The following is a 24,908-nucleotide window of genomic DNA, read 5'->3' as shown; positions in this document are numbered from 1 at the left end:
GCACCATAATAACCGTGTTATAACCTATGCCACCATGTAGGTGGAATAAAGCGTGCTTCTATTTAGGGATGGAATTTAATGAAACGTACACTCGGTACTCTGACTCTGTTGGCGGCAAGCGTTATTTCCGCTTCAGCATTTGCAGCAAGCAATGAAGTGAATGTTTACTCTTATCGTCAGCCATATCTGATAGAGCCTATGCTCAAAGAGTTCACTAAAGAGACCGGTGTTAAAGTCAATATGGTATATGCCGAAAAAGGGCTGGTTGAGCGTTTAAAACGTGAAGGTGAATTAAGCCCTGCTGACGTAGTATTGACCGTTGATATCAGCCGTGTGATGGAAGTGGTGAACGCAGGCCTTGCACAGCCGTTAAAAGATCCCATTCTTGAGAAAAATATTCCAGCCCAATACCGTGATTCAGAAGGCCGCTGGTTTGCGCTGACACTGCGTGCCCGTGCTATTTACTCCTCAAAAGATCGTATGGGTGCATTGCCGATAAGCTTTAACTACGCTGATCTGGCTGATCCAAAATACAAAGGTAAAGTGTGTGTTCGTTCAGGTAAGAACTCTTACAACGTCTCACTGGTTGCCTCAATGATCGCACATCAAGGTGTTGAAAAAACCCGTGCATGGTTAGAGGGCGTGAAAGCAAATCTGGCACAAAAACCGCAGGGCGGCGATCGTGATCAAGTCAAAGCCATCAAAGAGGGTGTTTGTGATTTGGCGCTGGGCAACAGCTACTATCTGGGTAAAATGATCGAAGATCCAAAGCAGCGGGCATGGGCAGAAGCGGCGGTTATTAACTTTCCTAATCAACAAACTGATGGCACACATGTCAATATTAGCGGTGTGGTTTTGACTAAGTTTGCACCGAACAAAGAGAACGCAGTAAAACTGATGGAGTTCCTCAGTGGTGATACGGCGCAGCATATGTATGCAGAAACTAACTTTGAATACCCAGTAAAAGCAGATGTTAAACCGTCAGAGCTGGTGGCATCGTGGGGAACATTTAAGGCTGATACTTTGCCATTAGAAACGATTGCCAATAATTATAATCAGGCACTCAAGCTGATTGATGAAGTGCAATTTGATCTGTAATTCCTGATAACGTTGCCACTTTCGTGGCAGCTTAAAGCTACGTGTAGAAGGGGGATTTGACTGGGTGATACAGTCATCTCCCTTTTGTTTTTTAGTTTATACGATAAGCAGCATAGTGAACCTGATGCTGGGCGCACACTTTTATCTTGTTATCGCCAGTGAGTTATCAGGGTATGGTATGTTGCTCTTCATGAAATCAGTGATGAAGTTTTAGCATGATAAGACCTGTGAACCTTGGTTGGAGATGGAGCAGTTGGGCAGTCGGTTTACTGCTCGTGATGCCAATTGGGGCAATTTTTTATGAAGCCAGCCTGAGTGATTCAGGTGATGTGTTCAGCCATTTGTGGAACAGTGTGCTGACAGTCTATTTAAGTAACTCTGTTTTACTGGTCTTGGGCACGGTTGCTTTGAGCTTGCTGTTTGGTTTACCTGCCGCATGGCTGATGGCGATGTACCGTTTTCCTGGTCAAAACGTATTGCAGTGGGCGCTTTGTTTGCCGCTGGCGCTGCCGGGGTATTTGGTAGCATACCTGTATACCGATTTTCTGGACTTTGCAGGCCCCGTACAATCATCACTGCGCGCGCTGTTTGGCTGGCAGAGTATGCAAGATTACTGGTTTCCGCCGATCCGTACTCTCGGTGGGGCGTGCGTTATCCTCGCGTTTGTGTTGTATCCCTATATCTATCTGATGACCCGCACAGCCCTGATGGAGCAATCTTCTTCATTGCTGCAATCGGCACGTCTGTTGCAGGCTTCACCGTGGCAGGTGTTGTGGCGGGTTTGCCTGCCATTGGCACGCCCTGCAATTGCCGTAGGTGCATCACTGGTTGCGATGGAAACACTGGGTGATTTTGGTACGGTAGCCTACTTTGCTGTGCCAACATTAACTACTGCCGTGTATGACACTTGGCTAGGATATGGCGATCTCAGCTCCGCTTCTCGTTTAGCCTCACTGATGCTGTTAGCGGTGTTCTTTTTGGTCAGCATTGAGCGTTATAGCCGTCGGCGGCAGCAGGTATACCAAAAGGGGATGGGGCGTGAAGCCCATGAGTTGACCCGCTTAACGGGCTGGCGATCACTGGCTGCACAAACTTACTGTTGGGGGCTGTTACTGCTGGCGTTTGGTTTACCTGTCGGCAAACTTCTTTACTGGGTTACGCACTATTTTAGTGAGTCATGGACCAGTGCATTTTTGATCTACAGCGGTAACAGTCTGCTGGTTTCACTGTTGGCTGCGGGTGTTACTCTGCTGTTGGCGCTGCTACTCAATTTTTATCGCCGTTTAAGCCAGACCCCGCGTAGCGCCGTGCCAATGCGGATGGCATCACTTGGGTATGCGGTACCGGGTACGGTGTTGGCGATCGGTTTACTGATCCCGCTGACCGCGGCTGATCATGGGCTAAACGGTATGGCTAAATGGGCAGGTTTACCGATGCCTGGGCTGATTTTTAGTGGATCACTGCTGGCGCTGGTGTTTGCCTACAGCGTGCGGTTTTCGGCCATGGCTGTGGGGGGAGTTGAGAGCAGCTTAGGTAAAATATCCCCTTCATTGGATATGGCCAGCCGTACGATGGGGTGTAAACCATTGTCGATGTTGAGGCGCGTACACTTGCCGCTGTTGCGCCGTGGTTTACTGACTGCCGGCATGATGGTGTTTATCGAAAGCATGAAAGAGCTAAATGCCTCATTGCTGCTGCGCCCATTTAACTTTGATACGCTGGCGACCCATGTGTTTACCTTTACCTCTGATGAACAGCTTGAACTGGCCGCATTGCCAGCTCTGGTTTTAGTGCTGGTGGGGTTGTTGCCCGTGATCTGGCTTAACCTCTCGTTACAGCGGAAATCTTAATATGTACGCATTATCTGTAACCGACCTGACCTGCCATTATCAGGGGCGAGCAATACTGGAAAATCTTTCACTGAATGTGATGGAACAAGAGATCCTGTGTCTACTTGGCTCAAGCGGATGTGGTAAAACCACCTTGCTCAAAGCAGTAGCCGGACTGTTGCCATTGAGTGATGGTGAAATCGTGATTGGCCAGCAAACTGTAAATAGCAAAGGGCGAAATATCGCCCCTGAGAAGCGCAATATTGGTATGATCTTTCAGGATTATGCGCTCTTTCCACATCTAACCGTAGCTCAGAATGTGGCTTTCGGGCTACACGGCCAACCACATAGCCAGATTAATACCACGGTGCAAGAGATGTTGTCGCTCGTGCGCCTTGACGGGCTTGATGATCGTTTCCCGCATGAGTTATCCGGCGGGCAGCAGCAGCGTGTTGCTATTGCGCGTGCACTGGCCTGCGATCCAGCACTGTTGCTGCTTGATGAACCGTTTTCCAATATTGATACCCAAGTGCGCTTTGCGATGATCCAAGAGATTCGACAAATCCTGAAAGCGCGCGGAGTGGCTGCCATTTTTGTCACCCATAGCAAAGAAGAGGCATTTGCGTTTTCTGATCGTATGGCAGTAATGAATGAGGGTGTGATTGCACAAATTGGTGAGCCTTCACAGCTGTATCACCAACCTTGCAGCCGTTTTGTGGCCGATTTTCTGGGTACTGCCAATTACTTAAGTGCCTGTATACTCGACAAACAACGTATAAATACGGTGATTGGCAAGTTTTCATTTCAACAGCCATTGCCATTTGCGCAAGAGAGCCTTGTTGATTGGCTCTTGCGCCCACAACAGATGACGTTACGCGCAGATCATAACGGTCTTGCCCAAGTGATTGAACGGCAATTTCTCGGCAGCATGAGTTGTTATCATGTTGAGTTAGCGGGGGTATGCTTGGTTATCAACTCAACCACACACTTAATGCCCGGTCAGCGGGTGACGTTATCTGTAGAGTGCGATCAACCTGTACTGTTTGCCACACACTAACACTGTGATAGCGTCTATTATTATTGCTATTAACAGTATTTACGACGATAGAAAATAGGGATAGCACTTAACTGCATTGTTATGCATATGGGTTATGCAGATTGCAGATACCGAACATAGAGCGGCTTGTGATAAACTTTATTTTCAATTCCTGCCAGAAAACGTGAGAAGTATGAAACATACCGTTGAAGTTTTGATTACTGAACAGGCTGTAAGAAACCGAATTACTGAACTCGGTGCACAAATTACTGCACAATACAGCAACAGTCAGGGTTTGGTACTCGTTGGTCTATTGCGTGGTTCATTCATGTTTATGGCTGATCTGGCGCGTGCAATTGATCTGCCACAAGAGGTCGACTTTATGACGGCCTCAAGTTACGGCAATAGTATGAACAGTAACCGTGATGTGCGTATCTTAAAAGATTTGGATGATGATATTAACGGTAAAGATGTGCTGATCGTCGAGGATATTATCGATACAGGCTATACCTTAAGCAAAGTTCGCGAGATTTTGAGTTTACGTAAGCCAAAATCATTAGCAATTTGTACGTTGCTAGATAAGCCTTCACGCCGTGAAGTGGACGTGCCCGTTGAGTGGGTTGGTTTTACCATTCCTGATGAGTTTGTTGTAGGCTACGGTATCGATTATGCGCAAAAATACCGCAACCTGCCTTACGTCGGTAAGGTTGTTCCTATCGCGTAATTATGCTTCGCGCGGTGTAAGTTGTTGATGCTGTTGGATAAGCGTTGCCATGGCACTACGATAGTTCATCTCAAGTGTTTCACGGCTGGTTGCGCTGACTTTTAGATCACGCAACTTGCCGTCCTGCATACCGTATACCCAGCCATGCACCATCACATCTTGTCCACGCTTCCATGCTGACTGGATAATTGTCGAGTTGCCTAAGTTATACACTTGCTCGATAACATTGAGTTCACTGAGGATATCGGCACGCTCTTCATGGGGAATTTTACCCAGCAGGTGGCTATGTTTGTACCAGATATCACGAATATGCAGCAACCAGTTGTTGATAAGCCCCAGTTCTGGATTATCAATAGCAGCTTGTACCCCACCACAACTGTAATGCCCACAAATAATAATGTGTTCAACTTGCAATACATCAACGGCATATTGCACAACGGACAAACAATTAAGATCAGTATGAACAACTAAATTGGCCACATTACGGTGCACAAACAACTCACCCGGTGCCATACCGGTTAGACGTTCTGCGGGAACACGGCTATCAGAACAACCAATCCACAAATAACGTGGTTTTTGAGTTTGGGATAAACGCTCAAAGTACGAAGGATCTTCGTTGCTGATATTCTCAGACCAGATCTGGTTGTTTTGCAGCAGTCGTTCGATGTTGTGCATTCGTATCACCCCTGTTAAGTCGGTGTAGCATGAGTATAATTAGATTCGCTTAATATAAAAGACCCACTGAAAAACACAAACAGTAAGTTTTATCTGAACGCAACAAACAGCAACTAGGATCAAATCAGGAGTAAATAGCCTATGCATGCGCTGGAAATTCAAGGGTTAACAAAACGATATGCTAACGGCGTGCAGGCGTTACGTGGTATTAACCTGACCGTCGAAGCCGGTGATTTTTATGCTCTTCTTGGGCCTAATGGTGCTGGGAAGTCGACCACTATCGGTATTATTACCTCATTGGTGAATAAAACTGCCGGCAGTGTGAAAGTTTTCGGCCATGATCTGGATACCGATTTGGTGGATGTAAAGCGCCAGCAAGGGCTAGTGCCGCAAGAGTTTAACTTCAACCCGTTTGAAACCGTGCTGCAAATTGTGGTGAATCAGGCCGGTTACTATGGCATTACCCGCCATGATGCCTTGATCCGCGCTGAAAAGTACCTCAAACAGCTCGATTTATGGGAGAAGCGCGATTCACGTGCCCGCATGCTCTCTGGCGGTATGAAACGCCGTTTAATGATCGCCCGTGCGCTGATGCATGAGCCTAAATTGCTGATCCTCGATGAGCCGACCGCCGGTGTTGATATCGAACTGCGCCGCTCAATGTGGGGCTTTCTAAAAGAGCTTAATGCGCAGGGAACGACCATCATTCTGACCACCCACTACCTGGAAGAGGCTGAAATGTTGTGCCGTAATATCGGCATCATTCAGGGCGGTGAGCTGATTGAAAATACCTCGATGAAAAATTTGCTCGGCCAGCTTGAAAACGAAACCTTTATCTTAGACCTTGCCCCGCACAGCCCGTTGCCAAAACTGAATGGTTATCAAATCAAGGTTGTTGATACCAATACTATCGAGGTTATCGTGGCACGTGAACAGGGGTTGAATGGCGTATTTAGCCAACTCAGTCAGCAGGGAATTCAGGTTTTAAGTATGCGTAACAAAGCCAACCGGCTAGAAGAGCTGTTTGTCACATTAGTAAAAGGTGATCAAAAGGAAGTGCAAGCATGATGCGTTTATATTGGGTGGCACTACAAAGTATCTGGATCAAAGAGATCACCCGTTTTATGCGAATTTGGGTACAAACCCTCGTTCCGCCAGTGATTACTATGTCGCTCTATTTTGTAATTTTTGGCACCCTGATTGGTTCGCGTATTGGTGATATGCACGGTTTTAGCTATATGCAGTTTATTGTGCCGGGGCTTATCATGATGTCGGTGATCACCAACTCTTACTCGAACGTGGCTGCCTCATTTTTCAGTTCAAAATTCCAGCGAAATGTGGAAGAGCTGCTGGTTGCGCCTGTTCCGCCGCACGTTATCATTCTCGGCTATATTGGCGGCGGGGTAGCGCGTGGTTTGTGTGTTGGTATTCTGGTGACACTGATTTCACTGTTTTTTGTACAAATTGAAGTACAACACTGGTGGGTTGTGGCCGTAACCGTACTGATGACCTCAGTCGTGTTTGCCTTAGGTGGCCTGATTAACGCAGTGTATGCGCGTACTTTTGATGATATCAGCATTATTCCTACGTTTGTGCTGACCCCACTGACCTATTTAGGTGGTGTGTTTTACTCACTGACTTTGCTGCCCCCTTTTTGGCAGGGTGTGTCTCGTTTAAACCCGATTGTGTATATGATCAGCGGTTTTCGTGAAGGATTTCTCGGAATTTCAGATGTCGGTTTACCGATGACCTTTGGTGTGCTGGTGCTGTTTGTGGTCGGCTTATATGGTTATGCTTGGTATCTGATTTCACGCGGTATTGGTTTACGTACCTAAGCCTCGGTGTAGATGAGCCACCTATTAAGGTGGCCTGCTCACAACACAATAAAAGCGTGGGTGGGATACAAGCAAAAATGCCATTGTCAGTGACAATGGCATTTTTTTGGTCAGCGTGGCAGGAGCGCGTATCTTGCGATTATGCCATCTGTACCGGAATGGCGCTGGCTTTACGCTGCAAATTATTGTGCTGATCAAAATAGGCCAGCATTGGCTTATGCTGACGCGCTTTGGCATCGTCAATTTGCACATAAGCACAGATAATCAGCAGATCACCTGCGCTGGCTTTATGCGCCGCCGCACCGTTGACCGAAATGATTTTTGAACCGGCCTCGGCGGCAATCGCATAGGTCGAGAAACGCTCACCGTTGGTCACATTGTAAATATCAATCGCCTCATATTCCAAAATGCCGGAAGCATCTAGAAAATCCTGATCGATGGCACATGACCCTTCATAGTGCAGATCTGCCTGCGTTACCGTTACGCGGTGTAGCTTACCTCTGAGCATAGTACGTTGCATAAACTTCAATCCTTTGTACAGCAAACCGAGTTCAATATAGGTCAGGCAAAAAAGGGGCATCCGCACCCGTTTTACCCCGCATAATATTCATGAATCAGCAGGTAATGTCTACTACCGTATTATCAATTAAACGCGTTTTCCCCAACCATGCAGCCATCAGTAAGACCGCCTGCTTACTGCCAGTATGCAGCGGTTGCAGGCTGTTGGCATCGCAGATAAATAGCTTATCAGGGGTAAAACCGGCCTGTGTCAGTGCTACCGCCCCGCGCGCGAGGATAGCGGTACTGTCGGTTGGCGTATGCTGCAACTCTTGCGCCATCTGCTGCATGACTTTGGCCAGAGTGGGGGCAATGGCCCGCTCTGTTGCAGTCAGGTGGCCGTTGCGTGAGCTCAGTGCTAAACCATCTTCCGCGCGTACGGTGGGAACAGCAACAATCTCAAGATCAAACGCTAAATCTTGTACTAACTGGCGGATAAGCGCCAGTTGCTGATAGTCTTTCTGGCCAAAGCAGGCGATATCCGGTTGCACCAGATTAAATAGCTTACTGACTACCGTAGCAACGCCGCGAAAATGGCCCGGTCGGCATTCACCTTCAAGAATGCCAGAGATGGCAGGAACATCAACAATCGCCTGATTATCCAGCCCGTTGGGGTAGATAATATCGGCAGTCGGGGTGAATACAGCATAGACCCCGGCAGCTTGCAGATGGGTGCAATCTTGTTCGAGAGTGCGCGGGTAGTGTGTCAGATCACTGGCATTATCAAATTGCAGCGGGTTGACAAAAATACTGGCGATAACCACATCAGCACGGCGCTGGGCCTCATGCATCAGAGTGAGGTGGCCGGCATGCAAATTGCCCATTGTCGGTACAAAAGCGATCCGTTTTCCTTCGGCTTTTAAGCGGCGAATTTCACGGCGCAGCACGGTGGTCGTTTCAATGATTAACATGCGCATTATCCTTAATTTGCCTGATTTTATTCTTTTGTTTTGCGCTTTTTCGCTGTGCAACACACCAGTAAAGATTTTGAATGACAGACAACTTGGCATATTTACTGGTGTACTCACCGGTATATTGACCGGTGAAATCTCACTCTGAATCAGCGAAATGTATGCTCTTCGGCCGGAAATGTTCCTTGTTCCACCTCTGCCACATACTGGCTGATGGCTTGGCGGATATCGCCCGTGGCGGCCAGATAATTTTTCGAAAATTTAGGCATGTAATTGGCCGAGATACCGAGTGCATCATGCATCACTAAAATCTGGCCATCGGTATTTGCGCCCGCGCCGATACCGATAACCGGAATGGTCAGACGGCGGGTAATTTCACTGGCCAACCCTTCAGGCACACACTCGAGCACTAGCATTTGTGCGCCAGCTTGTTGCAGCAGCAAGGCATCATGCAAAATTTGCTCTGCACCATCTTCATCGCGCCCCTGCACTTTGTATCCGCCAAAAAGGTGTACGGATTGCGGGGTTAAGCCTAAGTGAGCACAGACCGGAACAGCGCGTTCGGTCAGCATACGAAGGGTATCAACCAGCCAATTTCCACCTTCGAGTTTGACCATGTTTGCACCTGCTTGCATCAGCTTGGCAGCATTCAGACAAGCCTGCTCAGGGGTGGCGTAGCTCATAAATGGCATATCGCCCAGCAGCAGACACTCAGGTGCACCCTGACGAACACAGCGGGTGTGATAAGCAATATCATCAATGGTGACAGGCAGGGTATCGGTGTGCCCTTGCAGCACCATACCCAGTGAGTCACCAACAAGCATCACCGGAACGCCTTGTTCGGTGAAGAGTTTGGCAAAACTGGCATCATAAGCGGTGATTGACGCGAACTTACGTCCTTCTTGTTTCCATTTACGTAGGTGGGTAAGGGTTATCTGACTCATGCTATCTCGCTCTTCCTTTTGTTGTGATGTGCAAGAGTGGCTGGCGTGGTACTACGTAGGCAACCAGCAGATTAAATCATTGCATGCAACTTGTTGTCGATGGTGTTGCAGTGTGGTGTTGTCTGGCAAGATCAGATCAGGGGCGATCTCGGCCAGTGGATACAGCACAAATTCACGGGTTGTCATACCGTAATGTGGTACCACTAAGCGCGGATGATCGATACACATATTGCCGTAAAGCAGAATATCCAGATCCAGTGTGCGCGGGCCCCAGCGTTCGGTCTTGCGCTGCCGCCCGTGCTGTAGTTCGATGTGTTGGGTTGCATCGAGCAATTCAAGTGGCGATAACGTGGTATCGAGTGCGACAACCGCATTGATGTAATCGGGCTGATCTTGCGGCCCCATCGGTTTGCTGCGGTAGAGGCTAGAGCTGGCAATCCAGCGGCTGTTAGGAAGCTGTTTTAGGGCAGCTATTGCCTCACGAGCCTGCGTTACAGGCTCGATCAGGTTACTGCCTATCGCGATGTAAACACGGATCATGCCTGTGGCTTCCGCGGGCCAGTACGACGACGGCGAAAATGCGGGCGGCGTGGGTGCTTAGGTTTTCCACTGCTGTCGGTTTCTGGTTCAACATCTCGCATCAGTGTTTCGCGCTGATTACCGTTACTGAGTTGAAAATCGGCCCACCACTGTACCAGCTCTTTCAGATCGCGCCCTTCAAAAGCGGCTCGCATCTCAAGTAAGTCAAATCCAGCACGGAATTTAGGGTGTTCGAGTAAGCGGAAGGCTTTTTTACCCTGACGGCGCGGCAGACGCAGTTGCAGCATCCAGATATCGCGGATTAGTGTAGTCAGACGGCGTGGAATGGCCAGCGTACGGCACTGCTCATCTAAGATATCGTTCATGGCAACCATAAATGCATCGTAGTAAGTCAGCCCACTCTCTTGGGCGATGCCTTGTGCCTTCTCAACCAGCGGGTACCACAGCATGGCAGCAAATAAGAACGCGGGGTTAACGCGCTTATCTTGCTGGATGCGATCATCTGTGTTGGTCAGTACACGCTCAAGCATACGCTCTAATGGGCTGTCTTCGTGCTCGGTAAAACCGGCCGACACCACAGGGAACAGTTGCTGGAACAAATTATACTGGCGCAGCAGTTTGTAGGTTTCAAACCCGTAACCGGCTTGCAGCAGTTTGAGTGACTCTTCAAACAGGCGTGCTTGCGGAATGCTGTTGAGCAGATAGGCCAGATCAGGGATCGGATCAGCCGTTTCGGCAGTCAGTGTCATGTTGAGTTTGACCGCAAAACGGATCGCCCGCAGCATTCTGACCGGATCTTCGCGGTAACGGGTTTCCGGATCGCCAATCAAGCGCAGCACGCGGTTGTGCAGATCTTCCATGCCGTTGGCATAGTCACGAATACTGAAATCGGCGATGTTGTAATACAAGCCGTTAACTGTAAAATCACGGCGCTGGGCATCTTCATCGATATTGCCGTAGACATTATCGCGCAGCAGCATGCCGCCATCAGATTGTACCGATTGATTGGCCGGTTTTACATTGTCAGTTTGGCTGTCGTCTTCATCGTGGTTGTGATGGCCACGGAAGGTTGCCACTTCAATCACCTCTTCGCCAAACAACACATGGGCAAGCCGGAAACGTCGGCCAACCAGTCGGCAGTTTCGGAACAGGCGACGAACTTGGTCAGGGGTGGCGTTGGTTGAGACATCAAAATCTTTGGGTTGTTTACCAAGCAGAAGATCGCGTACACCTCCTCCCACTAAATAGGCATCGTAACCTGCTTTATGCAGACGATAGAGCACCTTTAGTGCATTTTCACTGATGCCTTGGCGTGAGATCCCGTGTTGATCGCGCGGAATAATGGTCAGTGTTAAATCCTCAACCGTCGGCGTTACTGTGTCGGTTTGACCCAGTACTTTACGGCAGAAATGGGCTACTCGTGTAAAAATGGTACACCTCACAGTTGTATCGTGTGCAGTACACGTATACAGAAAAACCGTATGTTCAGTGCCGTTATTCGGCATACGGATAAAAAATCGTGGCTAATAATAGCGCAGCCCCCAGTAATTTAGCAAAAACGCTGTAAATCCTCACCCGATATGCATTGACTCTATCGAGTTAAAGGATGTGTATTCGAGCTCTACATTATCGTACAGCTCTTGTCACTTTAAACGAATGTTTATGCTGCCTAGGCTAACCATTACCGTGGCGATTATCGGTTGTGATACAAAAAACTTTGTGGCAATAAGCTGTTTTCCTGTGGAATATCGCGTAGTTGCCAGTGTGTAATAGCCCAATTGAGCAGTTGATCTATGCGGGCATCTTGCCAGTTATCAGGTAATCTTTGCCCTAAAAAGCCGAGTGCTTGTGCTAACGTATGCACCGGGTGTTTAGGGGGAATGGGGGGGGCGTGGTTTTGTTTTGAGAGTTTGTTGCCCTCGGTATTTACCGCAAGTGGTAGATGAAAAAATTGCGGCACAGTAGCACCAAGTGCCCGATATAAGGCTATTTGGCGTACGGTCGGTTCAATTAAATCAGCACCACGCACCACTTCAGTAATGCCTTGATAAATATCATCAAGCACAACAGCCAGATTATAGGCGTACAAGCCATCGCGGCGAAATAAAATAAAATCCTCTTCTGCCAGCGCCTTTGGAACCACAATCTGGCCGCGCAGTGTATCGGTAAATTGGTAAACAGGTTGCTGCTGATAGAGGCGAATGGCACTTTGGTTGGCCTGACACCGGTGCTGGCGGCAATGACCGTTATAAAACCCGCCCATTTGTTGGATCTGTTTGCGTGTACACTGGCAGTAATAAGCACGGTGTTGCGTTAACAGGTGATCTAGCATTTCATCATAGGCTGCATGGCGATTAGATTGGTATAAAACCTCGCCATCCCAATGTAGATGATAGGCTTCCAGTGTTCGAAGGATCTGTGCCGATGCTCCGGCAACCTCGCGTGGCGGATCAATATCTTCAATACGCAGTTTCCATAAACCATGTTGGCTACGTGCTTGTAAGTAGCTGCCTAACGCGGCAACTAAAGAGCCAAAATGTAAAGATCCTGAAGGTGAAGGTGCAAAACGACCAATATAGAGGGGCGTATTCATTCCAGTTATTGTGTTGATTAATCAAAGAAGATGATAGGTGGAGTATAACGGTTTGTTTTTCGCTATCGAGATAAATCTGTGTAGATGAGGCAATGATATTAAGGCACAAAAGCAGCGGGCATTTTATCGTTTTATTTAGTAAAACGATAAAAGAGGGCAATACCCTCTTTTATCGTAGCCTGACGGGGCAACGGATGTGTGCACTAAAACCATACAGGCGAGCAGATCAATTAACCGGCCATCTGCTTTTCGCGGATTTCAGCCAGTGTTTTACAGTCAATACACAAGTCAGCTGTTGGGCGAGCCTCAAGACGGCGAATACCTATCTCAACACCACATGACTCACAAAAACCGAAGTCATCTTCTTCAATTTTCAACAGGGTTTTTTCAATTTTTTTGATCAGCTTGCGTTCGCGGTCACGGTTACGGAGTTCTAAGCTGAACTCCTCTTCCTGCGCAGCACGGTCTACCGGATCGGGGAAGTTAGCCGCTTCATCCTGCATATGGGTGACAGTGCGATCAACTTCAACCCTGAGCTGATTACGCCATGCTTCAAGAATCTTTCTGAAATGCGCGAGCTGGGCTGCATTCATGTACTCTTCGCCCGGTTTTTGCTGATAAGGCTCAACCTCTGCGATGGCAAGAATGCCCAGAGACGATTTCCTGATTTGGCCTTCTGGCATGCTGCTTCTCCTAAATACGCGCTACCCACCCCCGATTAGGGGGTAAAATTAGGCCGCTATAAATAGCAGAACGATACAGGCTTGGCAATTTTTCACACCTATGCTGTGAAGATAAACGCACTTTACCTGCTTATTCTGCGCTAAATAGCGACATTTTAAGCACCGAGTGAGCGGATTAATGTGACTAATTATTAATTAGTGTCATGTAATCCCAAAATATCTGTTTTGTGATAGCCGAACGCGATTTGTAATCGAAAACAGCAAAGAGCCACTAACATATCCACACAGGTTATGTTGTGTCTGCATGGCCAAAACACATGACACCATTGATATGCCTGAAATAGGAGGCATGAGTCTACGGCCGTGCTTATACCGTGTACTCTGGTGGCATCGGGAAAGTATCCACATTGATATTGCAGTAAGGTGACAAACCACCTTTTACTATAGCAGCGTATGCTGATATTACCTTGGCACTCAGTATTACGCTGTGCATACTTTCATGTCACGTGTTGAGCTTTGCTCTACGACGTACTTTCACACTATGTATCCCGCATTTTAGCGGCGCAACACCATACCCTATCTGTTGCACAGATGCATCAGGTCATTACGTTGAAATCATGTTTATGTACTGATTTTCATGCATTATGTTCAAGATATTCATATTTTTGCTTTTTTTATCCGGCAATAATGTCACTTTATTGCGGTATAAATACGGAAAAACAGTGTATGAATCTTACAGTGTTTTTTATTTTAACTATTTAATAATCAAACTGTTAGGTGAGTAACATAATGCTATTTATGATTTTTTATATTTAGGGATAATCTGCATTTTTAGAAAAAAGAGCATAAAACAGACGCTCGAAATATGGCCAATACCACGACGTACGACGAGTATGTAAAAATGTACCGATATGCAAATAAAAGTGAATAAGCCTGAATGTGGCTAATGTGTTCGGTATCCTGCCAAATAGACATCAATAACGAATGACATACACCACCGCTCTGTTGTTGTAACAACAGGGTTGATCAATGAGACAACCACACTAAAAAGCAACAATGACACAGATAGGCGTGTGATATAACAACGCGAAACGCATCTGCACTTTGCATGCATACTGCTGGTGTTACTACACGATGAATTTATTCATAATGTATTGAATTTATTGTCATTAATAATGAAATTAAGCAGAAATGATTAAATCTGAACCCTCTTTGCCGATTTGTACAGTGATCCCCACACTATTACAGGCTCTACAACAGCAATTACAGGTGATCTTAAAAGCTCCGCCTGGTGCTGGAAAATCAACATGGCTGCCGATTGAGTTGCTGAATCAGCCATGGCTAACCGGAAAAATTATTCTGCTTGAACCACGCCGTTTGGCCGCGCGCAATATTGCTGACAGATTAAGTGAGCATTTAGGGGAAACCACCGGCCACACGGTCGGGTATCGTATGCGGGCAGAGAGCCGGGTCAGTGCTCACACTCGTCTTGAAGTGGTGACAGAAGGCGTACTGACCCGCAGGTTACAGCAAGACCCGGAGTTGAACGGCATTAGCCTGATCATTTTTGATGAGTTTCACGAGCGCAGTTTGCACGCAGATTTGGCATTGGCGCTGGCGCTTGAGGTACAGCGTGAGCTACGTGATGATCTGAAATTGCTGGTGATGTCGGCTACGCTCGATGATCAGCGATTACAACAGCTACTACCCGATGCGCCAGTCATTGAATCTGCCGGACGCAGCTATCCGGTTGAGATACGCTATCAGCCAATTGCAACACATCTTCATCTTGAAGATATTGTGACAAAGACGATCTTGAATATGCTGGCACAGGCAGCAGGTTCAGTATTGGTTTTTCTCCCTGGCGTGGCGGAAATAGAGCGAGTAGCCCAGCGTCTACAGGGCAATCTTGATACTGATACCGATCTCTGCCCACTGTATGGCGCGCTCAGTCTGTCTGCGCAGCGGCAAGCGGTTACGCCGGCTATGCATGGGCGGCGTAAAGTTGTGCTGGCCACCAATATTGCAGAAACTAGCCTAACTATTGAGGGTATTCGGCTGGTTATTGACAGTGGAGTTGAGCGGCAAAGTAGCTTTGATCCGCACAATGGGATAACCCGCTTGCAGACGGTAAGGATCTCACGCTCATCTATGACCCAACGTGCCGGACGCGCAGGGCGAACCGAGGCCGGTATTTGTGTGCGGCTATACAGCCAAGAGCAGGCTGAACGAGCACCAGAGCAGACTCGCGCCCAAATTTGCCGCAGTGATTTAAGCCATATGTGGCTCGACTTGTTGCAATGGGGTTGCCACGATATACAAACACTCGCACTGCTTGATATTCCCCCTATCGCGAATCAGCGGGCAGCAAAACAACGATTAGAACAACTTGGCGCACTTGATGTTGATACACAACGATTAAGCATACGTGGGCGGGCGATGGCAGCACTAGGTTGTGATCCACGCCATGCGGCTATGTTATTAGAGGGGATCGCACACAGCCTTGCTGCGGCGCAACAAGCTGCACATTATATTGCGTTACTCGAAGACCCACCACGGCAAAGTGATGATTTGCAACGTCTGCAACCTAATCAGCGAACACAACAGCGTGCCGCACAATTGTTACAACGGTTGGGTATTTCTGCCACAAAAAAATCGGTACAAGACACCGTTGATGATACTGTTATTGCGCATTTACTGGCCACGGGCTATCCCGATCGGATAGGTCAAAACCGCAGTGCTGAAGGGCGTTTTCAGCTTTCTGGTGGCAATGGCGTACGTTTGGCAGATGAGAGTGTCTTGCAAGGTGCACGCTGGATTATTGCTCCAGCACTGATTATCGGGGCGAATAGCCAAGAAGCGCGTATTTTACTGGCCTGCGAAATTGATGTTGAGGCACTCATACGCCAATATCCGCAATGGATACAGGCACGCATGGCACTAGAGTGGGATGCCACGCGCGGTAGCCTACGGGCGATTATGCGGCGTAAAATTGGTGCGTTGACACTCAGCGAACAACCCATGAGCCGTCCAGAGCCCGCACTGATGCAACAGGCTTTACTCGATTGGATTCGTGAGCAAGGTATTGCGGTGTTGCCGTGGAGTGATGCTGCTGTACAACTGCGCGAACGGTTACGTTGTGCACAAACATGGCTACCCGAAGTGGCTTGGCCTGATGCCTCCGATGAAGGGCTTTTGGCAGCACTTGAACAGTGGTTAGCCCCAGCACTGGCACAAGTGCAAGATGTACGTGGATTAAAACAGCTTGATCTTCATCAGGCGCTGCGTAATCTGCTCGATTGGCCGTTACGCCAGCGTTTAGATCAAGCATTGCCGGTGACTTATACCGTACCAACGGGATCGGCTATTCCTATTCGTTATGCGCAGGGTGCAGATCCAGTACTGGCCGTGCGTTTACAAGAGATGTTTGGTGAGCAAACCTCACCACGCATTGCTGAAGGGCGGGTTGCGCTGGTGCTTGAGTTACTCTCACCGGCTCGTCGTCCATTGCAGATTACCTGTGATCTCAGCACTTTTTGGCTGGGGGCATATAAAGAGGTACAAAAAGAGATGAAAGGGCGCTATCCAAAACATGTGTGGCCGGATGATCCTGCAAACACCCATGCCACACGTAAAACCAAAAAATACTGGCAGGGATAATGAAATACGACGACAAGGATGACGATCGTACACCTATCGGTCGGCGAAACCAGATTACCGCTGATCGCCACTCAATGCGCACACCCCATGCTGTGCGTGATAATGTGCGAAGCGAGCCACCACTCTCACTGAATCATGTGGTTGAGCCTACCACACAAGAGAAATCGCGCATTTTGCGCACTAACCGCAGCAGTAATAATAACGATGATAATAATGATAATAATGATAATAATGATAATAATGATAATAATGATGAAAAAGATGATGATAACGCGGAGTCGGCATTGATGGCTACTTCGCGCTCATGGAAACGCAGATTGTTCAGTCTAAGCCTGAAATTGGCAGTGCTTGGTTTAGTCTTCGTGGTTGGTTGGGGTGTTTACCTTGATAATAAAATTCGCCATCGAATGGATGGGCAAGTTTGGCAGCTACCAGCCTCTGTATACAGCCGTATTATCACCTTACAACCGGGCGAACCTTACTCATTAAAGATGATGAGTGAGACCCTGCAAGGCATGCAATATCGCCCGGTTAATGCATTGCGCCGACCTGGTGATATTGTGATAGGGCAAAGCAGTATTGATATTTTCCGTCGTCCGTTTGACTTTCCTGATGGCCCAGAGCCACAAATGCGTCTGCGGTTAAGTTTTCAACATGATCAATTGACGACGATGCGCGATCTGGATAATGGTGAGCAGATGCAAATGCTGCGCATTGATCCTAAATTGATCAGCATGATGCAGTCACCACACAATGAACAACGCCTGTTTACCCCGCGTGAAGGTTTTCCCGATCTGCTCATTGAAACGTTGCTATTGACCGAAGATCGTGATTTTTATCACCACGATGGTATCAACCCACTGGCCATTGGGCGTGCGATATGGGTGAATTTATTGGCAGGCCGTACGGTACAAGGTGGCAGCACCATTACTCAACAGCTAGCAAAAAACCTCTTTTTGAGTAATCAGCGTTCATTAATTCGTAAAATCCGTGAAGCGTATATGGCGATACTGATCGATTATCGTTATAGCAAAGAGCGGATTTTAGAAACCTATTTAAATGAAGTGTATTTAGGGCAAAATGGTAATGATCAGATCCATGGGTTTGCGTTAGCCAGCTTGTTCTATTTTGGTCGACCGGTTAACGAGTTAACTACCGATCAACAAGCATTATTGGTGGGCATGGTCAAAGGGCCATCATACTACAACCCATGGCGTTATCCTGAGCGAGCTAAAGAGCGTCGCAATGTGATCTTAAAAATAATGCAAGATCAGCAAGTGATCGATCAAGAGCTGTATGATCTACTCAGTGCCCGCCCGTTAGGGGTGCAAGCGCGTGGAGAGGTGACTGCCAGCCAACCAGCTTATATGCAGGTGATGCGACAAGAGTTACGGCAAGCCTTAGGAGATAAAGTAGAGAATCTGGCTGGAATGCGGATTTTTACCACGTTAGACCCTGCTGCACAGCAAGCGGCAGAACAGGCAGTACAAGCGGGTATTCCAGCACTGCTCAGTCAACATCATCTAAAGCAGCTTGAAACTGCAATGGTGGTGGTTGATCGCTATAGTGGCGAGATACGTGCCATGATTGGTGGAGCACAAACCAGTTATCCGGGCTTTAACCGAGCACTGCAAGCACGTCGCCCGATTGGATCACTGGTTAAACCGTCTATCTATATGACAGCGTTAATGTCACCACAACGTTATCGCTTGAATACCGAGTTAGCCGATAACCCACTCTCAATTCGGATGCCAAACGGTCAGCTCTGGCAGCCAAAAAACTATGACCGTCAATACCGTGGGCAAGTCACACTATTAAATGCGCTAGTGAACTCGTTGAACGTACCTACCGTAAATTTAGGAATGGCGGTTGGGGTCGAGACCATTGCCGCAATGATCCATAAAATGGGCATTGAGCAACAATATATTCCGCAGTTGCCTGCTATGCTGCTAGGCGCAATTAGCTTAACACCTATCGAAGTCACTCAAATTTACCAAACGCTATCCAGTGGAGGCCAGCATGTTCCACTCTCGACACTGCGCAGTGTGCTTGATGAAAATGGTCAGTCACTTTTTGAAAGCCTGCCTCAAGCGCAAACCGTTGTGCCACCGCAAGCCGCTGATTTAGCTTTGTATGCCATGCAACAAGTCGTTGTTCGGGGAACGGCTCGCTCGCTCAGCCAGCATTTTAATGCCGGATTAGCAGGAAAAACAGGCACAACGAATGACTTACGTGATAGCTGGTATGTCGGCGTAGACGGTAAAAATGTCGTGACAGTTTGGGTTGGGCGCGATGATAACGGCGATGCCAAACTTACTGGCGCAAGTGGGGCATTGACACTGTACCGTCGCTATTTAGAGAACTTACCGCCGATGCCACTGGTGATTAAAATGCCACCTGGCATTACATGGATTGGAGTGAACTCAAGTGGTACATTTGATTGCAGTTCAGGGCAAAAATTGCCGGTTTGGAGTAGCGATCCTGAACAATTTTGTACACGTTCAGAGCCAATGAATGAACCTGAGCCCGTCAATCCAGCAGCACAACCGGACTCGAATCATCCCGTCGATAAGTTAGGGAGTTGGATTCATAATGTACTGGGGTTATAACCGCATAGGTAGGATATTTGTTAAAATAAAATATGCAGTGTAAATAATAGGTTATTAGCCACAGTGTAATAGATCCTCGCCCAAGGTGAGTGAGGATCTATTACTATCAAACCACCATTATTGGCTGACTAAAAACATGAGTGCCATATTAAAACGGTGATACTCGCATTATCTGGGGGTTGGTTATTTTTTAAGCTGTGCAAAACAGCGTTCTGCCGCGGCAATTGTTGCATCAATATCCGCTTCAGAATGGGCTAAAGACATAAAACCTGCTTCAAATGCAGAAGGTGCAAGGTATTGCCCCTCATCTAACATTAAGTGGAAAAAGTGCTTAAAGCGTTCTATATCACATGCCAGGGCATCTTGATAACAGGTGACTCGTTCAGCCTCGGTAAAGAACAGACCGAACATTCCACCAACCTGATTGACCACTATCCCGATATTCTGACGCTGTGCTGCGGCACGCAACCCTTCAGCTAAACGTACAGTCAACATGTTCAAGCGTGCTTCATTACCCGCTTTCGCCAACTCAGTTAAACAGGCATAACCTGCGGCCATTGCAATGGGGTTGCCCGATAACGTACCGGCCTGATACACAGGTCCGGTTGGGGCGATATGTGCCATAACATCGCGGCGACCACCAAATGCGCCAACTGGCATGCCACCACCGATAATTTTACCCAAACAGGTGATATCCGGTGTCACGCCGTAGTAGGCCTGTGCGCCACCTAATGCCACCCGAAAACCGGTCATCACCTCATCAATAATCAGCAGAGCACCAAACTGATCACACAGTGCGCGAAGCCCCTGTAAAAAGCCCTCTTCAGGCAAGATACAGTTCATATTGCCGGCTACAGGTTCGATAATAATGCAGGCGATTTCTGTCGGAAACTGCTCGAATACCGTTTGTACTGAGGCCAAATCATTATAAGTACAGGTCAGTGTGTGTTTGGCAAAATCTGCTGGAACACCCGGTGAGTTAGGTTGCCCTAGTGTCAACGCCCCTGATCCAGCTTTTACCAACAACGAGTCAGCATGACCGTGGTAGCAGCCCTCAAACTTGATTATTTTGTCACGATTTGTGTAACCACGCGCTAAACGGATCGCACTCATGGTAGCCTCTGTACCAGAGCTGACCATTCGAATTAACGCCATGGAAGGCATGAGCTGAGTCACATACTCAGCCATGATTACTTCCATTTCCGTTGGTGCACCAAAACTTAAACCGCGCTCGGCCGCGTCAATAACTGCATGGCGGATAGTCGGGTGGTTATGCCCTAAAATCATCGGCCCCCAAGAGCCAACATAATCGGTGTATTGTTTACCCTCTACATCAAACAAGTAAGCGCCATCGGCACGCTCAACAAACAACGGGCTACCACCAACACCGTTAAAGGCGCGCACAGGGGAATTGACCCCACCGGGAATGGTTTTTTGAGCCTGAGCAAATAAAACTTCTGATTTGGTCATATGAAATTCCTGAATACGGGGCACTGCACTAAGATCATTATGCTCAGGCAATGACACTAAAAAAAAGGCGCATACAGTATGCGGTAGGCATACACATCATTACGCTAAAACCAAACGAACACAAATAGACTAAAACAGGGTGGAAAAGGAAAGCAGATATAGTAATCGAAATGATTTAGCACAGCGATCTGTGTTGCAGATCACTCTATTGTCCATACTACAATTTTTATATTCCCCAGATTAGGATAGTTTCTTCTATGAGTGGCTTGATTGACGGTACACCTGAACAGCCCACTGTCAGGCAAGAAAAGACAGGTTGGGTTCACCGCCTGTTCGGACACGATAAAACCCCCATTATTATCTTGGTATTATGCACCTTGGTAGGGCTGTGTGCCGGTATTATTGGCGTCGCATTTAACCACTTTGTTACATGGGTCAAGTTTGAACGTGTTGATGTTCTCGCATCTATTGCTGACTACGATGTGCTGGTTTGGATCGGTGTTTTTATTCTTTCCGCTGGGCTTGCTGCATTTGGTTATTATCTGGTGAATCGATTTGCGCCAGAAGCTGCCGGCTCAGGCATTCAGGAAATTGAAGGGGCGATGGAAGGCTTACGTCCAGTTCGCTGGTGGCGTGTATTGCCCGTGAAGTTTTTTGGCGGATTAGGCACATTAGGTTCAGGCATGGTACTTGGGCGTGAAGGGCCAACGGTTCAGATGGGGGGTGCAGTAGCGCAAATGATTGCTGACATCTTTCGGATGGGAAAAAATCCAGAGATCCGCAATACCTTACTTGCTGCGGGTGCAGCCGGTGGCCTGACCGCGGCCTTTAACGCACCACTGGCTGGGGTTTTGTTTGTTATTGAAGAGATGCGCCCACAGTTTCGCTATAGCTCTATCTCAATTAAAGGGATTTTTTTGAGTGTGATCATGGCCTGCCTGATGGTCCGTTTTTTTACCGGACAAGTGCCTGAATTGCCACTAGGAGATCTTGGGTTTGTACCTTTAGACTCATTATGGCTATTTTTAGTGCTAGGCATGTTTTTTGGTGTATTTGGTGTACTGTTTAACCGCATGGTGTTCTGGTCGCAAGATAAATTTGCCGCACTGCACGGCGGGAAGCGGCGTAAATTTGTCTTGATTGGTGCACTTATTGGTGGCACATGTGGTTTGCTGGCTCTGTTAGTGCCAGAAGTTTCCGGTGATGGAATGTCATTGGTGATGATTGCTGCAAAAGGTAACTTTACCATCACGGCACTGATACTGATTTTTGCTGCCAGAGTTATTACCACATTGATGTGTTTTTGCTCTGGTGCACCAGGGGGGATTTTTGCCCCAAGTTTAGCCATTGGCACGCTATTTGGTACGGCATTTGGTACATTTGCTAGTCTGTTATTCCCCCAGTATCACCTTGAAATTGCAACTTTCTCTATTGCTGGTATGGGGGCGCTATTTGCCGCTACGGTACGTGCGCCACTGACCGGGCTAGTACTTGTTCTTGAGATGACCGAGAACTATCAACTGATTTTACCCATGTTGATTACGGTGTTAGGTGCAACACTGCTTGCTCAAGCACTTGGCGGGAGACCGTTGTATACTGTATTGCTTGAGCGCACATTACAAAAGCAAGCTCAACAACAGGCGTTGCAACAAGAGCAAGCACAAACTCAAGCACTTGAGCAAACATCAGTCAGTGCAAGCACGGATGTTGAAGAAGCATCGGCAAAATAGCGTTATTTGTCGATATATCTTGAGAAAATGAGCGGGTATTGCTGCTGTATGCGTGGCGATAGCGAAATAATCGAGCTCAATACTTGAACGCATTGGTCAGGTATTAGATAATCGCCCCGCTTCTGATGATGGAGACAGAAAAATGAGTGACATACCCGCCTTGCCCTTGCAATTTACTGATGCGGCAGCAAATAAAGTGAAAACGCTGATTGCAGAAGAGAATAATCCAAACCTGAAATTACGCGTTTATATTACCGGGGGGGGGTGCAGTGGTTTCCAGTATGGCTTTACGTTTGATGAAGTGGTCAACGATGGCGATATGCTCATTGAAAACAGCGGTGTGGCATTGGTCGTTGATCCGATGAGCCTACAATATTTAATTGACGGTGAAGTTGATTATATTGATGGCCTGGAAGGTTCGCGTTTTGTGGTGCAAAACCCGAATGCAAAAAGCACCTGTGGATGTGGTTCATCGTTTAGTATTTAAACGAAAACAGAGTCAACGTATAGGCATACCCCGTTGCCTATTAAAAAGTGCCCCGTGAACGTTGCGGGGTATTTTTTTGTTTGTAGATCTGAAAAACAGAATAAACCCCAGCTTTATGAAGATTTATGCGCTACAGGCAGAATAATCCTCATGATTCCCTTGTGTTCCGGTTTGCCTTGCCTGCTGAATCCAGTAAGATGAAGTATTCATAATGACTGTTTTTACGTATCGAGGAGACCCGAATGGTGCGTATCGAAGAAGCACTGGCGGTAATTAAACGCGGTGTAGATGATCTACTGCCGGAAGATGAGCTCATCGCCAAGCTAAAAGAAGGGCGACCACTGCGGGTAAAATTAGGCGCTGATCCAACAGCACCTGATATTCACCTTGGTCATACCGTTATTCTGACCAAGCTGCGTCAGTTCCAAGAGCTAGGCCATGAGGTTATTTTCCTGATCGGTGATTTTACCGGTATGGTCGGTGATCCTTCGGGGAAAAATACTACGCGCCCACCTCTGACGAAAGAGCAAGTATTAGCCAACGCCGAGACCTATAAAGAGCAGGTCTTTAAAATTCTTGATCCTGAAAAAACCCGTATTGAGTTTAACTCTAGCTGGTTAGGTGAAATGGGGGCTGAGGGGATGATCCGCCTTGCAGCCCGCCAAACTGTTGCTCGTATGCTAGAGCGTGATGATTTTAAAACCCGTTTTCGTGATAACCAATCTATTGCGATTCACGAGTTTATGTACCCACTTTTGCAAGGTTATGACTCAGTTGCACTCAACGCTGATGTTGAACTTGGGGGAACGGATCAACGCTTCAACCTATTAATGGGGCGTGAACTGCAAAAAGATTATGGCCAAAAACCACAAATTGTCATCACCATGCCATTGCTGGTTGGGTTAGATGGCGAGAAGAAAATGTCAAAATCGGCCCACAACTACATCGGGGTAAGTGAAGCACCCTCTGAGATGTTCGGTAAAGTAATGTCGATTTCTGATGAGCTGATGTGGGATTGGTACGTACTGCTCTCTTTCCGCCCGCTGGCTGAAATCGAGGATTTCAAAGCGCGCGTAGCGGCCGGTACACTGAACCCGCGTGATGTGAAAGTGTGGCTGGCAAAAGAGATTATTGCCCGCTTCCATTCACAAGCTGATGCCGATGCTGCAGAGCAAGAGTTTATCAACCGTTTCCAAAAAGGTGCAATGCCGGAAGATATGCCAGAACTGACGCTGGAAGCCGGCAGTGAAGGTATTGCTATTGCCAATTTGCTCAAAGAGGCTGAGTTGGTAGCATCAACGTCAGAAGCACTGCGGATGATTAAGCAAGGTGGCGTGAAAATTGATGGCGAGAAGGTCGATGATGCCAAACTGACCCTGAGCGCCGGTAATACTGCGGTGTATCAGGTTGGTAAGCGTAAGTTTGCGCGTGTCACGCTGAAATAATCTGCTTGAAACAGCATACTAATAAAAAAGCCCGTCAGATGACGGGCTTTTTTTGACTGTGATGGCGCGGTATAGCTTACA

Annotated in this window: 20 protein-coding genes; 11 read left to right on the top strand and 9 right to left on the bottom strand. The window is 47.6% G+C overall.

Annotated elements, in window-relative coordinates; genetic code table 11:
* Positions 1 to 78: 78 nt before the first annotated feature.
* The 4 genes from ACRC53_RS02015 (at position 79) to hpt (ending at position 4,687) form a co-directional block, all read left to right on the top strand.
* Positions 79 to 1,098, top strand: a complete 1,020-nt coding sequence (locus ACRC53_RS02015) for a Fe(3+) ABC transporter substrate-binding protein (RefSeq protein ID WP_438641899.1) — start codon at positions 79 to 81, stop codon at positions 1,096 to 1,098.
* A 215-nt stretch (positions 1,099 to 1,313) separates the two neighbouring features.
* Positions 1,314 to 2,948 carry an ABC transporter permease gene (locus ACRC53_RS02010; protein ID WP_438641898.1) on the top strand — a complete coding sequence of 545 codons (1,635 nt, stop codon included), beginning with the start codon at positions 1,314 to 1,316 and terminating at the stop codon, positions 2,946 to 2,948.
* A 1-nt stretch (position 2,949) separates the two neighbouring features.
* A complete protein-coding gene (locus ACRC53_RS02005; protein WP_438641897.1) occupies positions 2,950 to 3,984 on the top strand; it encodes an ABC transporter ATP-binding protein in 1,035 nt (344 codons plus the stop codon).
* A 172-nt stretch (positions 3,985 to 4,156) separates the two neighbouring features.
* Positions 4,157 to 4,687 carry a hypoxanthine phosphoribosyltransferase gene (gene hpt / locus ACRC53_RS02000; RefSeq protein WP_438641896.1) on the top strand — a complete coding sequence of 177 codons (531 nt, stop codon included), beginning with the start codon at positions 4,157 to 4,159 and terminating at the stop codon, positions 4,685 to 4,687.
* Here hpt and can read toward each other — a convergent pair whose 3' ends face one another.
* The gene (gene can / locus ACRC53_RS01995; protein WP_438641895.1) at positions 4,688 to 5,362 is read right to left on the bottom strand and encodes a carbonate dehydratase; all 675 of its coding nucleotides are present in this window, start codon (positions 5,360 to 5,362) and stop codon (positions 4,688 to 4,690) included.
* A 141-nt stretch (positions 5,363 to 5,503) separates the two neighbouring features.
* On the opposite strand from can, the gene ACRC53_RS01990 reads away from it, so the two are divergent.
* The gene (locus ACRC53_RS01990) at positions 5,504 to 6,430 is read left to right on the top strand and encodes an ABC transporter ATP-binding protein (RefSeq protein ID WP_438641894.1); all 927 of its coding nucleotides are present in this window, start codon (positions 5,504 to 5,506) and stop codon (positions 6,428 to 6,430) included.
* Positions 6,427 to 7,197: an ABC transporter permease gene (locus tag ACRC53_RS01985; protein ID WP_438641893.1), complete on the top strand. Its 771-nt coding sequence runs from the start codon at positions 6,427 to 6,429 to the stop codon at positions 7,195 to 7,197. The genes ACRC53_RS01990 and ACRC53_RS01985 overlap by 4 nt, the downstream gene beginning before the upstream one ends.
* 139 nt (positions 7,198 to 7,336) lie before the next feature.
* Here the strand turns inward: ACRC53_RS01985 and panD are convergent, their stop codons facing one another.
* The 7 genes from panD to dksA form a co-directional block, all read right to left on the bottom strand.
* Positions 7,337 to 7,717, bottom strand: coding sequence for an aspartate 1-decarboxylase (gene panD / locus ACRC53_RS01980; protein WP_438622344.1), 381 nt, complete (start codon positions 7,715 to 7,717; stop codon positions 7,337 to 7,339).
* Positions 7,718 to 7,811: 94 nt separating this feature from the next.
* Positions 7,812 to 8,666, bottom strand: coding sequence for a pantoate--beta-alanine ligase (gene panC / locus ACRC53_RS01975; protein WP_438641892.1), 855 nt, complete (start codon positions 8,664 to 8,666; stop codon positions 7,812 to 7,814).
* Between the two features lie 149 nt (positions 8,667 to 8,815).
* On the bottom strand, positions 8,816 to 9,610 hold the full coding sequence (panB, locus tag ACRC53_RS01970) for a 3-methyl-2-oxobutanoate hydroxymethyltransferase (protein ID WP_438641891.1): 795 nt from the start codon (positions 9,608 to 9,610) through the stop codon (positions 8,816 to 8,818).
* Between the two features lie 51 nt (positions 9,611 to 9,661).
* Complete coding sequence (gene folK, locus ACRC53_RS01965) at positions 9,662 to 10,150, bottom strand: 2-amino-4-hydroxy-6-hydroxymethyldihydropteridine diphosphokinase (protein WP_438641890.1); 489 nt, start codon at positions 10,148 to 10,150, stop codon at positions 9,662 to 9,664.
* Positions 10,147 to 11,580 (bottom strand): polynucleotide adenylyltransferase PcnB, encoded by a 1,434-nt coding sequence (gene pcnB / locus ACRC53_RS01960; protein WP_438642009.1) that lies wholly within the window; start codon positions 11,578 to 11,580, stop codon positions 10,147 to 10,149. The genes folK and pcnB overlap by 4 nt, the downstream gene beginning before the upstream one ends.
* A gap of 263 nt (positions 11,581 to 11,843) precedes the next feature.
* On the bottom strand, positions 11,844 to 12,743 hold the full coding sequence (gluQRS, locus tag ACRC53_RS01955) for a tRNA glutamyl-Q(34) synthetase GluQRS (RefSeq protein ID WP_438641889.1): 900 nt from the start codon (positions 12,741 to 12,743) through the stop codon (positions 11,844 to 11,846).
* A 230-nt stretch (positions 12,744 to 12,973) separates the two neighbouring features.
* The gene (dksA, locus tag ACRC53_RS01950; protein WP_438641888.1) at positions 12,974 to 13,426 is read right to left on the bottom strand and encodes an RNA polymerase-binding protein DksA; all 453 of its coding nucleotides are present in this window, start codon (positions 13,424 to 13,426) and stop codon (positions 12,974 to 12,976) included.
* Between the two features lie 1,191 nt (positions 13,427 to 14,617).
* Here dksA and hrpB point away from each other — a divergent pair.
* Both hrpB and mrcB read left to right on the top strand, forming a co-directional pair.
* Positions 14,618 to 17,086, top strand: a complete 2,469-nt coding sequence (gene hrpB / locus ACRC53_RS01945) for an ATP-dependent helicase HrpB (protein WP_438641887.1) — start codon at positions 14,618 to 14,620, stop codon at positions 17,084 to 17,086.
* Positions 17,086 to 19,695: a bifunctional glycosyl transferase/transpeptidase gene (mrcB, locus tag ACRC53_RS01940; protein WP_438641886.1), complete on the top strand. Its 2,610-nt coding sequence runs from the start codon at positions 17,086 to 17,088 to the stop codon at positions 19,693 to 19,695. The genes hrpB and mrcB overlap by 1 nt, the downstream gene beginning before the upstream one ends.
* A gap of 183 nt (positions 19,696 to 19,878) precedes the next feature.
* On the opposite strand, the gene hemL is transcribed toward mrcB, so the two are convergent.
* Positions 19,879 to 21,165 (bottom strand): glutamate-1-semialdehyde 2,1-aminomutase, encoded by a 1,287-nt coding sequence (gene hemL / locus ACRC53_RS01935; protein ID WP_438641885.1) that lies wholly within the window; start codon positions 21,163 to 21,165, stop codon positions 19,879 to 19,881.
* Between the two features lie 257 nt (positions 21,166 to 21,422).
* On the opposite strand from hemL, the gene clcA reads away from it, so the two are divergent.
* The 3 genes from clcA to tyrS all read left to right on the top strand — a co-directional run bounded on the left by clcA (position 21,423) and on the right by tyrS (position 24,827).
* Entirely contained in the window at positions 21,423 to 22,895 is a 1,473-nt protein-coding gene (gene clcA, locus ACRC53_RS01930; RefSeq protein WP_438641884.1) for a H(+)/Cl(-) exchange transporter ClcA, read from the top strand.
* Positions 22,896 to 23,037: 142 nt separating this feature from the next.
* Entirely contained in the window at positions 23,038 to 23,382 is a 345-nt protein-coding gene (gene erpA / locus ACRC53_RS01925) for an iron-sulfur cluster insertion protein ErpA (protein ID WP_438641883.1), read from the top strand.
* A 242-nt stretch (positions 23,383 to 23,624) separates the two neighbouring features.
* On the top strand, positions 23,625 to 24,827 hold the full coding sequence (gene tyrS, locus ACRC53_RS01920) for a tyrosine--tRNA ligase (RefSeq protein ID WP_438641882.1): 1,203 nt from the start codon (positions 23,625 to 23,627) through the stop codon (positions 24,825 to 24,827).
* Positions 24,828 to 24,908: the final 81 nt, after the last annotated feature.

The organism is Plesiomonas sp. (assembly GCF_051652165.1).
Classification (GTDB): domain Bacteria; phylum Pseudomonadota; class Gammaproteobacteria; order Enterobacterales; family CAMTGL01; genus Plesiomonas.
This window is presented reverse-complemented; position numbering and strand designations above follow the sequence as displayed.